This is a genomic window from Microseira sp. BLCC-F43, from assembly GCF_041929235.1.
Classification (GTDB): domain Bacteria; phylum Cyanobacteriota; class Cyanobacteriia; order Cyanobacteriales; family Aerosakkonemataceae; genus Microseira.
The window spans coordinates 1-13,456 of the sequence record NZ_JBHFNP010000193.1 but is presented as its reverse complement, the minus strand read 5'-3'; the positions used below and the strand labels follow the sequence as shown (position 1 = coordinate 13,456).

Here is a 13,456-nt window from a genome sequence, read left to right as displayed (position 1 = left end):
TCCCCCTTCCCTTGCAGCGAAGGGGCTTTCTTTCTCCCCCTTCCCTTGCAGCGAAGGGGCTTTGTTTCTTTCTTTCTCCCCCTTCCCTTGCAGCGAAGGGGGTTGGGGGGTTAGGTCTTTTATAATGCGAGGGGCATTGCCAAATTTACACGTACAGCTTGCAATTCTTTTGCCTTATCTTCTGGAAGCGCGTCGTTAGCAAACATTCCCGCTGCTAGTTCGGTTCCAGCTAGATATTTTAACCGATCACTTGTACGATAAGGTGGATAAAACTCGGCGTGTAAGTGCGCTTCTGGATGGTAACTTCCATCGGTTGGTGCTTGAAACCACGCCATTAAATACGGAAAGGGACGATGCCACAAACCATCGTATTTAAGGGTAACTGTTTTTAACGCCCTCGCCAGTCCTTGACGCTGCTTTTCGGTCAAATCTAAAAATGTCGCTGCGGGTTGAATCGGGGCAATCCAAACTTCGTAGGGATAGCGGGCGCAAACGGGAACGAATGCGATTGCTTCCTCATCCAAATAAAGGATTCTTTGGTTATCTTCTATTTCTTTTTGGATTAAATCTTGCAGCAAACCTCGCTGATGTTCTTGGTAATATTTTTGCTGCATTTCTAACATTCTTGCTGGCACAGGTGGCACAAATGGATAGGCGTATATTTGCCCGTGGGGATGCAGCAACGTTACCCCCATTTCTACGCCTTTATTCTCGAAGGGGAGGACGTATTTTATCTGCGGGGAATCTCCTAATACGCGGGTGCGATCGCTCCACACCTGCAACAATAATTCCAGATGATCCAATTCCAACGTACTCAGATAAGCATTTGGATCTTGTGTAAAAACAACAACCTCGCACGCCCCGTTAGCTGGTAAGGTATCGACAATGCTAACAGGCGCATCCGTTGCCCCCAGGGTCATAGAAGGAAAACGGTTATCAAATACCGCCACGTCATACTTACCTGGCGGCAGTTCTGTTGGAAACTTCGGATCGATAGTCGGTGCCAGGGGGTTATATTCCGGCGGCGGCATGAAAGTGCGCCCCTGACGGTGACTGGCATACGCCACCCATTCTCCCCGCAAGGGATGCCAGCGCAAATGGGGGTTTGCCCCAACAGGTTCATCGCTGGGACTGGGGGCGATAATTCCCTCATCAATCGGATATCGGCTGTATAAGGTCAGTTTGCGACCATCTGGTTTTAACAGCGTCTGGGAGTACATCTTTTGGCGAATTTCAGCTTTCATTCTTGAGAGTATAGCTGCCGAGCTTTCCTACCCGCCCCTACCTATAGTTGCAAATTAACATTTGTGAGCGAAAAGCCCAAATTTGAGCGGGACTAACCCAAGAAGAGCCTATCACCAAAGTTTCTTGCTGCTATCTCTACTTCCCAAACCGACGATTTTTCATAGAAATCCGGTTTCTTTGCGTCAGTCTTTTTGATGTCACTTTTTATTTAGACAAAGCATAAATAATATTGCTAAAATTGCCAAAATGCTAATTTAAGAAGAGATAAATTTCTACTATCTAAAGATAGATTATCAACAGGGCAATTGTAGTGAACAGATTATTTATTCGCCCAGGGTTGCATACAACTAAGTCTTTTGGCAACCAATCCTTGCCAGTGTTGGCAGGAATCGCTGTTTTAGCAGCTACCCTGTTCCTCCGACAAGCTTTGATTGCACAGGAGGAGGCTGCAATTGAGCGCACGCTTCGCTTACAAGCAGAGAATGCGAAAATCCAGCTGACAGAAAATCTGCTGGGGCAAACCCAGGCGCTGGTTCGGATGGCTGAGGGTTGGGAGATGGAAGGAAAACCGCGTCAGGAATACTGGGAAGCTGATGCAAAGCTTTATGTTCAGGACTACCCCGCTTTCCAAGCGATTGAATGGGTAGATGCCTCTAATTATGTACGCTGGGTTGTGCCACTTAAGGGAAACGAAGTGGCGCTCAACCTCAACCTGGGGTTTGAACCGAAACGGTTGAAGGCGTTGGAGGGTTCTAGAAACACAAGTCAATTAGTTTTTACCCCCACTATCGAACTCAAGCAAGGTGGCAAAGGATTTCTGCTTTTCGTACCCATCGGCAGCAGACTCGACTTCGGTGGGTATATTGTGGGTGTATTTCAAACTGAAAAATTCTTCGACTACACTTTCAAAGAGTTAGATAGGCGGGTTGGACGTAAATACGGGGTAGCAATTTTTGAGGGCAATGAGGAAATTTATAGCCATTACCACAGCAGTAGGCGAAACGATCAAAAATGGAGTTATCAGAAGACGATCAATTTTTACGGTATCACTTGGCATCTGCGGATTTGGCCTGAGCCGGAGTTAGTTGAAGAAAAATCTCTACTAGATGAATTAATTTTGGCTGGGGGAGTAACTATAGCTTGCTTGCTTTCTGGGACAATTTTTTTATTTCAAACCAGCCAGCGCCAGGTAAAAAAACTTGATGCAGCCAACCACAACCTGGAAAGTGAAATCGTTGAACGCCAACGAGTAGAAGAGGAGTTAAAAAAAAGCGAGAGGCTATTTCGCATCTTGGCTGAAATCTCCCCGGTGGGAATTTTCCGCTCAGATGCTGAGGGACAAATTATTTATGCCAACGAACGCGCTTGTCAAATCTTTGGCGCTCCCTTGGAAGACTTGGTGGCATGGAAATGGGGCAATTACATTCATCCAGAGGATCGACAACGAGTCTATAAAACCTGGCTATATGCGATCGCTCATCAAATTCCTTGGCAGGAAGAATACCGTCTCTTACATCAGGAAGGAAAGGTAATCTGGGTCTTAGCCCAAACCGATTTAGAATGGAAAGAAACAGGCACTGTCATCGGATATGTGGGGACTTTAACCGACATCACCTTTCGCAAACAAGCAGAATTTGTTCTGCAACAAGCACTAGCAGCAGCCGAAGCAGCTAATCGCGCCAAAAGTGCCTTTCTTGCTTCTATGAGTCACGAACTGCGTACTCCTCTCAATGCGATTCTCGGCTTTAGCCAGATCCTATCTTCGAGCGAGTCTTTGACGCTAGAGGAACGGGAACAGATAGAGATTGTTAATCGTAGCGGTCAGCATTTGCTCGAGCTAATCAACGACATTTTGTCAATGTCCAAAATTGAAGCGGGTCGCATTACCTTAAATGAAACTTGCTTTGATTTGTACGGACTACTCGACTCAGTTAAAAATCTGCTGCTATTCAAAGCCAAATCTAAAGGATTGCAGTTTGTTTTTGAATACGCACAAGACATTCCCCAATACATTCAAACCGATGAAAGCAAACTCCGCCAAGTCCTGATTAATCTCCTGGGTAACGCGATTAAATTTACCTCGACTGGCAGCGTTACCTTGCGCGTAAAAACAGCTCTGGAGATGGGGAGATGGGGAGATGGGGAGAATGTAAATTCAAATTCCCCTCTGCACTCAAATCATCTCAGCCTTTGGTTTAACGTCGAAGACACTGGACCTGGTATTGCCCCTGAAGAAATAGACATTTTATTTGAACCGTTTGTGCAAACCAAAACAGGACAAAAATCGATTGAAGGAACCGGATTAGGTTTACCTATTAGCCGCTCGTTTGTCAGATTGATGGGGGGAGATATCGCCGTTAACAGCACCCTCGGTCAGGGTTCAATTTTTACATTTGATATCAAAGTGACCTTGGTAGATTCGGCGGATCTTGAAACAACAGTAACCAGTCGGCGAGTCATTGGTTTAGAGCCAAATCAACCAAAGTACCGCATCTTAATTGTTGAGGATATAGCAGAGAATCGCCTTCTGCTTGTCCAACTGCTTGCACCCTTGGGATTTGAACTGCGTGAAGCTATCAATGGTAAAGAAGGTGTTGAAATGTGGCAGAATTGGCAACCCGATCTAATTTTGATGGATATGAAAATGCCAGTAATGGATGGCTACGAGGCAACCAAGCGGATACGCGAAGCACCAAACAGTCAGGATACTGTTATTATTGCCCTGACAGCCAGTGCATTTGATGAGGAGCGAGAAGATATTTTAAAGGCTGGTTGTAATGACTTTGTTAGTAAACCGTTCCTAGCGGAAATTTTATATGAAAAAATAGCGCTTTACTTAAACATTCGCTATGTCTATGCACGAGAAAATCAAGCTGCTTCAACTGGGCAATCCCTACAGCCTTTGAACTTGACAAAAGAGGCGCTAAGTGTTATGCCAAATGAGTGGTTAGAAGAGCTATATCAGGCAGCGATCGCACTCGATGAAAGAGAAATTATCGAACTGATTAAACAAATTCCCGCTCGTGAAGCTGTTCTTGCCAAAATTTTAACAGATTTAGTCGATAATTTTCGTCTAGACGTGATTGTCAGTTGTTTAAATGAGGAATTTTGAAACGAATAACGCAAGGGTTTTGCTCATTGCTCATTGCTCATTGCTAATATAGGATTTTTACTCACATTAGCCATTAGCCATTAGCCATTAGCTGCTATGCATGAGATAAATAGCAACTTGAGTTAATAAGTAGGTGGAGGGAAATAAAGTGAAAATAGTTATCTAAGCATAGGGCGGGCAGAATGCCCACCCCACAAGAATTTCACCTCTCTTGTGGGGTGGGCGTCCCGCCTGCCCTCTGTTTAGTTTATTTATACTAACCTACTTATTACCTCAAATTGTTGCCTTTGAGTCTGCAATTCATCGGCTAAAGGCTGATAAATTTCTCTTTCTCCCACGTCATTAGGATAATCCCAAAGACCGTTGTGGCAGTGGCGGTCATCTTCCCAACCAGGGTGATTTACAATTGGGTATAAACAAATTCCTTCAACTGGAATCCCCATTTTAATTGCTGCCAATACTTCACCGCAGACATACTTAAACCAAAGCGGTCTAAAATCATCCTCTGTTCCCGTTTCTGCAACGAACAAAGGACGCTGATACCGCTCTGAAACCTCCTGTAACATGTATCGAAATGGGGTATACAGCGGATCTGTTATTTTCATCGGTTCTTCGTTGTGAATCCACTGATTCCGGTCGTAATAATTCACACCGATGATATCGAGATATTTTTCTTGACCGCCTAGTTCGGGATGTTGCCTTCCAGCAATCATATCCCAAGCTTGATATTGGGCTAGGCGATAATTTTCGGCGATAATGCGATCGCTCAACTTCTTCGGGTCGGCAATAATATTAATCACCGGATCGATCTGGCAAATTCTGGCTTTGGGATTCACATCCCAAACGGCTTCCGTTGCTGCGATCGCTGCTCGTACCAATTGTACCTTTAGTTCGTCTCCCCGCCCTGAGGCAAACGGATTGATAAATCCTTTATCGCCACCCGCCCAAGCCACAAAGGAAATCTCATTTACAGGTGTAATGAAAGGAATAGCATCGCTTTCATCTTTTAGCAATTGGGTAAAAGCACGCGCCAAACGTTCAAATCGCTTGACAAATTCGGGACTAAAGATATCAATATCATCAGGCCAGCCATAGTGGAATAAATCCCACATTACCTGCATCCCCATTTTATTTGCAGTCCGCAAAATAGGTAGCACGGTGGCAAAATCAAGTTTACCCTGACGTTCGATTAAGTGCCAGCGAATCCCTTCCCTGACGGTAAAAATCCCTTGGTCTTGCAAGCGCTGAAAATCAAGGGCAACAAATTGATCGTGGAAGGTAGAAGCAACGACATCTAAGCGCCTACCCGAACGTGTATGGTGGGTGGAACATTCAAATCCACCCATGAAGAAACTATTGAATATGGTCATTGGTGATTGGTAATTGGTAATTGGTCATTGGTAATGGGTAGCGGGTAGTGAGTAGTAGGTAAATTTTTTCTATCTATTACCAATTACCCATTACCCATTACCCATTACCTATTAACGCAAGTTGCTAGTTATAAACAAGGGCGTTGCCAGCTGGCTAATTGCTAATTGCTAATATAGTATTTTTACTGACATTAGCCATTAGCCATTAGCCATTAGCTGCTATGCATGAGATAACTAGCAACTTGAGTTATTACCGATTTGCTGGTAAAAACTCAGCTTCCGGTAATTTTGATTCAACAGGCGGGGAAATGACATCTTCCTCGCGGATAGTCCATCCTAAAGTTGCTGCGGCGATCGCTTCGATCGGAAACTTCGGCGTGCGATCTGCATATAATAACCCGTTGGCTTCTTGGAACGTATCTGTCAATTGGGTATAGCAAAAGCCGCTGAATAATTCTACTTTATTCACCGCATTTAGTAGCGCGGTATACCGCATTTGCAACTCAGATGTGTTTGAGGAACGAACGTATCCCCACACTTTCTCCCCTTCGGGGTTATTGCGTTCCGCGTAGGCAATGCCGCCAAATTCAGTTAACATGATTGGCTGTCCTCGGTGGGGGTGTCCGTCTAAAGTCAGGATGCGACCTCCGGGGCGCTTGTGAGCGAACAATTCGGTTAAATTAACTTGAGGGCCGTAGCGTTTTGCTAAAGTACGGGGATTGTTATCGTAATCGTGGATAGCGAGAATATCAGTTGCCACACTTTCCCAACCATCGTTACCAACGACAGGACGAGTCGGGTCTAAAGTTTTGGTCAAATGATACAGCGCTTGGACGCAATGTCGATGGGCGGGTGTTTCAACTAAGTTCGGTACGCCCCAAGATTCGTTAAACGGAACCCACACTACTATACAGGGGTGGCTGGCATCGCGCTCGATGACTTGGGTCCATTCTTTTGTCAGTCTTTCTACCGCTTTGGGTGTAAATCTGTAGGCGCTGGGCATTTCTTCCCAAACTAACAAACCGAGGACATCTGCCCAATATAAAAAGCGCGGATCTTCTATCTTTTGGTGCTTGCGTACTCCGTTAAACCCCATTGCTTTAACTAATTCAACATCCCGTTGAATTGCTTCATCATCGGGTGGCGTCATCAGGGTATCGGGCCAGTATCCTTGGTCTAGAATTAGACGCAGGTAGTAGGGACGACCGTTGAGCATGAAGCGATCGCGCTGTATACTCACCGCGCGCATAGCTGTATAAGACTTCACCTCATCCAGCAATTTGCCCTCGTGCCACAGTTCAATCTGAGCATCAATTAATGTCGGTTTTTCCGGACTCCACAACAACTCGTTGCGGTAGTCATCAATACCGGGGTCAGACAGGGCAATGCGGCGATGAATCTCTCCGTGAATTACTTCGTAGGTATCGTTGACCAACAGTTGACAACCTGCTGTCAGTTTTACCTTGATTTGCGTGCCATCTTTATATTCACCCGCCACAAACGCTTCAAAACCAATTTCCCAGCGTTCAAATTGCGGCGTCCAGCGAATACGATCGATATAGGTGTTGGGGACGCGCTCAACCCAAACGGTTTGCCAAATCCCGCTGGTGCGAGGATACCAAATACTGTGAGGCTCGCGCTGCCAATCTTGCTTTCCGCGCGGTTTTGCTAATTCATGGGGGTCATCTTCTGCCCAAACTGTGACTCGCTGACGCCCATGTTGATTTAAAACTGGTGTAATATCCGCACTAAACGGGGTATGCCCGCCTTCGTGTTCGATGATAAATTGATCGTTTACCCAAACTTTTGCCTTATAATCTACCGCCCCAAAGTGGAGTAATACCCGACCTTCCCCTTCAGGTACGTCAAATTCCCGCTCGTACCAGCAATTCGGATGAAATCCCGTATCTCCAATTCCGCTTCTAGAAGATTCCGGAGCAAAGGGAACTTCTATTGTATGAGTCCATTCAGAAATATCGTTGGGTTGCGCGTATTTACCCAGGTCGTCAAAGGTAAATTTCCACGCACCGTTCAGACACAACCAATGCGATCTCATCAGTTGCGGACGCGGATATGTCGCTCTTGAAGAACTAGCGCCGATAGCAGGCTCAGCGGTTTCTTTGACGTAACAATTTTCCAGCCACTTGCCTAATGATTGCATAAAAACATCTACCCCAGGTTATATTTCTATTCTATCTATTCTTAACAGATAATAAACAACTTTAAGTAAGTTTACAAAAAAAATTAATCTGCATTATTGATGAGTTTGCTTAACCCTTAATAAAGAAGAGTTCGCTTATACAAGTAAAAAAATAGTAGGGCAGAGATTGCTGACCCTACTACCGATCGCTCGACCTGTTATTGATGAGCTTGCACTATCTAGCCATTAACTCAAATTGTAATCGTTGCAGCTAATAGCTAAACGCTAATGTCAGGGAAAAGCTATATTAAGTAACTCTTACAATTAGCAATTAGCAATTAGCAATTAGCAACTTGCCTTAATTAGAAACACTCTCAAAAACTTGATCCAAACCAGTCAGTTCAAACAATATTCTGGCTTGTTCGTTCATCGAGCAGATAAAAAGTTTTCTACCCGCATCGCGAACTGTTTTGAATGCTAACACTAGAGCGAGTAAGCCAGAACTGGTAATACAAGCAACTTCTTTGAGGTCAATCAAAACCGTGTTGAATCCACCCTCAATAGTTCTGTCAATTTCTCGATGAAATTGACTGGCAGTTGTACTATCGAAAACCTTGGGAAACTTCACCACTGGAGTGATAATATTCTGATCGACGCTCGTCTTCATTTCACTGACCTCATTTCGACTCTTACTGATTGGAACCGACGTGACTATGCTGGCAAATTACAAATTAATAGCGGCATTCAAAATGAATTTTATTCGGCAAAAATACCGCTAACAATCTGTATATACTAGGTATACTTGCTTGACATAGCCTTAGTTAAAACATGTTAAGAAGATGTTAAACGTATAACGCGATTGGGCGAATTATTTCATCTATCGTAAGTAGGAACAAGTAGCTTTTAAAATAATTTGTAATATGTAATACAAATATAATAAGTGCTTACAAAACCTCACACAGGAAACGATGTGACTCAGGTTAAGAAGATAAACAAAACCACGAGCCACCTCAATTGATTGCTAATTGTATACTGTGACGATGCAAGTAATATAATTTTTATTACTCTAGGATGAGTTTTGCTACAAAAACAGAAGAAATTACTTCGCTCGGTAGAAGACTGAAGCAAAAAATCATCGTAAATTTTAATAAAGAGTTGCAAGCGGTTAAGTCTTTTGGTAGATGGGTCAAGGGCTAACACCTATCTTGAGGATGAGATCCAAGACAAAGCAAGCTTACACCATCAGGAGGTAATTAAACAAACCCCCCTGGGTTTTTAATGCCTTTTAATAGGCATCTAACTGAATTGACCTGTTAAACCAATCGGATAAAAGGTTTGCCAAAAACAATATGTTTGAACAAGAAGCTAAAATTAACAACTCAGTCACTCAGGTTGCTTCAAGGGAGGTGAAATCGCCACAAAAGCAGATGTCGAAAGCGGATTTAGGCACATCCAACGCACAGTTGCTAGCCGACCTGGTGTGTTTGTGTCATTTGCGATGGAATTTCGTGTATCAAAGACCGCAACATCTTTTAAGTCGCTGTGCAAAAGAGCGGCGGGTTTTCTTAATCGAAGAGCCGATTTTTAATGCCAATAATTCATCGGGACGATTGGAGATAGGTAAGTGCGAAAGTGGTGTGTGCGTGGTAGTACCGCATTTGCCGGAAGGGTTGAGTGAAGAAGAAGCGATTGCAACGCAAAAATCCCTTTTAGACGAACTTTTTCAACAACACCAGATCCAAGACTACATCCTCTGGTACTATACGCCGATGGCGATTCCTTTCACGCGCCACCTAGAACCCCAGGTAGTTGTCTACGACTGCATGGACGAACTATCTGCATTTAAAGGCGCGTCACCCATTTTAAGAGAAAGGGAAGTTGAACTGCTCCAGCGGGCAGACTTAGTATATACCGGCGGACAAAGCCTTTACGAAGCCAAACGCGATCGCCATCCAAATGTGTACGCCTTTCCCAGCAGCATCGAAGTACCCCATTTTGCTCAAGCGAGAACTTTAACCGCAGATCCTGCAGATCAAGCAAATATTCCCCATCCTCGTCTTGGTTTTTTTGGCGTCATAGACGAAAGGATGGACATCGAACTGTTAGCTGGAATCGCCGCAGCAAGACCAGATTGGCATTTGGTCATCATCGGTCCAGTGGTCAAAATCGATCCAAACATCTTACCACGCCCCCAAAATATTCACTATCTTGGGGGCAAATCTTATCAAGAATTACCTGCTTATATCGCCGGATGGGATGTCGCGTTACTGCCATTTGCCCGCAACGAATCAACGCGCTTTATTAGTCCCACCAAAACACCCGAATATCTAGCCGCAGGTAAACCAGTTGTGTCTACATCGATTCGCGATGTCGTGCGTCCCTACGGACAAGAAGGGTTAGTGGAAATTGCCGATACGGTAGAAGATTTCGTCGCCGCTGTTGAAAAAGTTATGGCTCGCAATCCGGAAACATCGGGATGGTTGAGTCGAGTTGATGCCTTCTTGGCAAATAATTCTTGGGATCGCACTTGGGCGCACATGAATCAATTAATCGAGTCGCAAATTAGCGTGAAAAAGACCTGAAGAAGCGGATTTTTGACGCGGATACACGGATGGGATCTCAGAAGTAAAAGCTGATGGGGCGGTGATTATTGTTATGAATCGTTCGTCAAACCCGCCCCTACACAACTAACCATTACCCATTACCCATTACCCATTACCCATTACCAAACGAGGTGTTCCAATGTTCGATTACTTAATTGTAGGTGCAGGTTTCTCTGGCAGCGTTATTGCCGAACGATTGGCAACCCAAGCGGGTAAAAAAGTCTTGGTTGTTGACCGGCGCAACCACATCGGCGGGAACGCCTATGACCACTATAACGATGACGGCGTTCTGATTCACAAATATGGTCCGCACATCTTTCATACCAACTCGCGGGATGTGTTTGAGTACCTTTCCCAATTCACCGCTTGGCGTCCCTACGAACATCGCGTTCTTGCCAGCGTAGACGGTCAATTGTTGCCAATTCCGATTAATCTCGATACGATTAACAAGCTTTACAGCTTGAACCTTACCTCATTCCAAGTTGAAGAATTTTTCAAATCGGTTGCCGAACCGAAAGAATATATCCACACTTCAGAAGATGTGGTAGTCAGTAAAGTTGGGCGGGAACTTTACGAAAAATTCTTCCGCAACTACACCCGCAAGCAGTGGGGACTCGATCCATCTGAACTCGACAAATCAGTGATTGCTCGCATTCCCACTCGCACTAACCGCGACGATCGCTATTTTACCGATACCTACCAAGCAATGCCTTTGTATGGTTTTACCCGCATGTTTTCAAACATGCTAAACCATCCGAATATCAAGGTAATGCTAAATACCGATTATCGCGAAATTCAAAAAGTTATCCCGTACCGCGAAATCGTTTTTACCGGACCCGTTGATGAATACTTTGATTACCGTTACGGGAAATTGCCTTACCGTTCTCTAGACTTCAAGCACGAAACGTTGAATAAACCCGTGCATCAACCAGCACCCGTTGTAAACTATCCCAACGAGCATCTCTATACCCGCGTCACCGAGTTTAAATACCTGACGGGACAAGAGCATCCTAAAACGAGTATTGTTTACGAATTCCCCCGTGCTGAAGGCGATCCTTATTACCCAGTACCGCGTCCGGAAAATGCCGAACTTTACAAGAGATACAAGGCATTAGCGGATGCAACGCCTGGTGTTTATTTTGTCGGTAGGTTGGCGACCTATAAATATTACAACATGGATCAATGTGTGGCTCAGGCGCTGACAACCTACAAACAAATCATCACCAAAGAACGCGATGAAGTCATCAAGGAACCGATCGTTTTATCCAATGGGAAGGAACCTTTAACCAGTTCTATGTCCTATTCTGCGCCAGAACCTGTATCGGCAAAGGGTAACGGTAAAGCAGCTGCTTATGCTGTTTCTGATAAATAACGCAAGTTGCTAATGGCTAATTGCTAATTGCTAATTGCTAATTGATGATTGCAAGAGCTAGTTAATCTACCATTTTTCCTGAGATTAGCCATTAGCCATTAGCCATTAGCCAGTATGCATGAGATAACTAGCAACTTGGGTTAAATAAGGATTGGGAATTGCTGATTTCAGATTGCAGATTTAATTCCATCTGCAATTTGAAATTTCCTCTATTTTCGACTCGCCCGCTGTTCTAAGCGAAATAGCCAAACCATTAACGCTACGACGCCTACTTGCAGGGCAAAATTAGGCAACGCCGATTCCACTTCTCGACCGGCGGCTAACTGCGCTAGGAATATAAATGCACCGATAAAACCCGAAGCACCGCAAGCTAGATAAACAAATTGCCTCAAACCTCGGTAAGGTGCTTGCGCTTCCGCTTTCAAGCGTGCATATTTTTCTGGGCTAAGGGGTGGTTTGTTTTTGGTGCGATCGCTACTAGATTCGCCCGTACCTGGATCTGCCATTAGACTTCCCAATTTAGATTTAAAATTTATTTTAGATTTTAACGGCTCTTGTCAAGCGCGGCGAATTGATCGATTGCAAACCCGGGACGAAAACCTCCAGTTTTTGCTATATAACGCAAGTTGCTAGTTAACGCAAGTTGCTAGTTATAAACTTTGGCGTTGCCAGCTTGCTAATTGCTAATTGCTAATATAGGATTTTTACCAATCTCGCCATTAGCCTCGTGACCACGGCAGAGCCTAGTAACGCCATTAGCCGCTCCCAGAGAGATAACTAGCAACTTGAGTTAGTTATGGAATATTGGTATTAGATCCCCCTCAGCCCCCCTTAATCAGGGGGGGCTGGGGGGGATCCCCCTTCAAAAGGGGGATGTGAGGGGGATCGCTTTTTTTCTCCGGGGTTTGGGGGGATCGGTTTTATAACTAGCAACTTGCGTTATATAGTCTCAGCGCAAATCATAGACAAATGCCAGAATTTGTCCGATTTTATCTTAATGGGCAGTTTTTTTACTGTTGAGTTCTACAATCTATCCAGGTATACGCGAGCGCAGTTTTGCTTATTCTGACTCGACGGTAATCTGTCAATAGCAATATCTTGATTCTACAGTTTAGCTCTAACCATTTTTCGTTATTCACCTAATCTTTAGATAGAATCAACAAGCATTTTACGTATATTTATATACATAAATAAAATTATTATATAGTTCCTGAGGCAGAGGAGTACAAAAAATAATAAAGTTACTGTTTGATTAGGAAATCACAAAATATGCCTCGAATTTTGGCGCTTAGGTAAGCGAGCCTAGCTCCAATTAATCACTCATAAGTTGTGAGTTTGATTTAAGAATGTGGCATAGAAGTCGAGAAGCTCACTGTTTTAACGAAGGAGATGTCATGAGTATAAAAAATAATCCAAAACTGTCAATCAAAAATATTACAAGTTTGGCAGGAGTTGCTATTGCCAGTGTTTTACTGAGCTTCCCTGTCTCAGCTCAGACTACAGGCGGTCAAGGATTTGGTAATCCCGGTACCACTGGCGGTCAAGGATTTGGTAATCCCGGTACCACTGGCGGTCAAGGATTTGGTAATCCCGGTACCACTGGCGGTCAAGGAT

Annotated in this window: 9 protein-coding genes; 4 read left to right on the top strand and 5 right to left on the bottom strand. The window is 44.3% G+C overall.

The window, feature by feature from the left end:
- Nucleotides 1-119 precede the first annotated feature (119 nt).
- Nucleotides 120-1,244: a galactose-1-phosphate uridylyltransferase gene (gene galT / locus ACE1CM_RS26860; RefSeq protein ID WP_374881915.1), complete on the bottom strand. Its 1,125-nt coding sequence runs from the start codon at nucleotides 1,242-1,244 to the stop codon at nucleotides 120-122.
- A gap of 311 nt (nucleotides 1,245-1,555) precedes the next feature.
- On the opposite strand from galT, the gene ACE1CM_RS26855 reads away from it, so the two are divergent.
- The gene (locus ACE1CM_RS26855) at nucleotides 1,556-4,357 is read left to right on the top strand and encodes a response regulator (RefSeq protein WP_374881914.1); all 2,802 of its coding nucleotides are present in this window, start codon (nucleotides 1,556-1,558) and stop codon (nucleotides 4,355-4,357) included.
- A 251-nt stretch (nucleotides 4,358-4,608) separates the two neighbouring features.
- On the opposite strand, the gene ACE1CM_RS26850 is transcribed toward ACE1CM_RS26855, so the two are convergent.
- The 3 genes from ACE1CM_RS26850 to ACE1CM_RS26840 all read right to left on the bottom strand — a co-directional run bounded on the left by ACE1CM_RS26850 (nucleotide 4,609) and on the right by ACE1CM_RS26840 (nucleotide 8,534).
- Nucleotides 4,609-5,727, bottom strand: a complete 1,119-nt coding sequence (locus ACE1CM_RS26850; protein WP_374881913.1) for a beta-glucosidase — start codon at nucleotides 5,725-5,727, stop codon at nucleotides 4,609-4,611.
- A gap of 250 nt (nucleotides 5,728-5,977) precedes the next feature.
- Complete coding sequence (locus ACE1CM_RS26845; RefSeq protein ID WP_374881912.1) at nucleotides 5,978-7,888, bottom strand: glycoside hydrolase family 2 protein; 1,911 nt, start codon at nucleotides 7,886-7,888, stop codon at nucleotides 5,978-5,980.
- 337 nt (nucleotides 7,889-8,225) lie between these two features.
- Entirely contained in the window at nucleotides 8,226-8,534 is a 309-nt protein-coding gene (locus ACE1CM_RS26840; protein WP_374881911.1) for an STAS domain-containing protein, read from the bottom strand.
- Nucleotides 8,535-9,216: 682 nt separating this feature from the next.
- Between ACE1CM_RS26840 and ACE1CM_RS26835 the strand changes: the two genes are divergently transcribed.
- Nucleotides 9,217-10,449: a glycosyltransferase family 1 protein gene (locus ACE1CM_RS26835; protein WP_374881910.1), complete on the top strand. Its 1,233-nt coding sequence runs from the start codon at nucleotides 9,217-9,219 to the stop codon at nucleotides 10,447-10,449.
- A 160-nt stretch (nucleotides 10,450-10,609) separates the two neighbouring features.
- Entirely contained in the window at nucleotides 10,610-11,842 is a 1,233-nt protein-coding gene (gene glf / locus ACE1CM_RS26830; RefSeq protein ID WP_374881909.1) for a UDP-galactopyranose mutase, read from the top strand.
- A gap of 209 nt (nucleotides 11,843-12,051) precedes the next feature.
- Here the strand turns inward: glf and ACE1CM_RS26825 are convergent, their stop codons facing one another.
- The gene (locus ACE1CM_RS26825) at nucleotides 12,052-12,348 is read right to left on the bottom strand and encodes a DUF3493 domain-containing protein (RefSeq protein ID WP_226584042.1); all 297 of its coding nucleotides are present in this window, start codon (nucleotides 12,346-12,348) and stop codon (nucleotides 12,052-12,054) included.
- An 888-nt stretch (nucleotides 12,349-13,236) separates the two neighbouring features.
- Here ACE1CM_RS26825 and ACE1CM_RS26820 point away from each other — a divergent pair.
- The coding region (locus ACE1CM_RS26820; protein ID WP_374881908.1) for a hypothetical protein at nucleotides 13,237-13,456 on the top strand (220 nt) is incomplete at its 3' end.

What these genes read in the sequence shown, in the direction of transcription:
- galT (WP_374881915.1), bottom strand. Translation starts at nt 1,244, where the DNA reads ATGAAAGCTGAAATTCGCCAAAAGATGTACTCCCAGACGCTGTTAAAA.
- ACE1CM_RS26850 (WP_374881913.1), bottom strand. Translation starts at nt 5,727, where the DNA reads ATGACCATATTCAATAGTTTCTTCATGGGTGGATTTGAATGTTCCACC.
- ACE1CM_RS26845 (WP_374881912.1), bottom strand. Translation starts at nt 7,888, where the DNA reads ATGCAATCATTAGGCAAGTGGCTGGAAAATTGTTACGTCAAAGAAACC.
- ACE1CM_RS26840 (WP_374881911.1), bottom strand. Translation starts at nt 8,534, where the DNA reads ATGAAGACGAGCGTCGATCAGAATATTATCACTCCAGTGGTGAAGTTT.
- ACE1CM_RS26835 (WP_374881910.1), top strand. Translation starts at nt 9,217, where the DNA reads ATGTTTGAACAAGAAGCTAAAATTAACAACTCAGTCACTCAGGTTGCT.
- glf (WP_374881909.1), top strand. Translation starts at nt 10,610, where the DNA reads ATGTTCGATTACTTAATTGTAGGTGCAGGTTTCTCTGGCAGCGTTATT.
- ACE1CM_RS26825 (WP_226584042.1), bottom strand. Translation starts at nt 12,348, where the DNA reads ATGGCAGATCCAGGTACGGGCGAATCTAGTAGCGATCGCACCAAAAAC.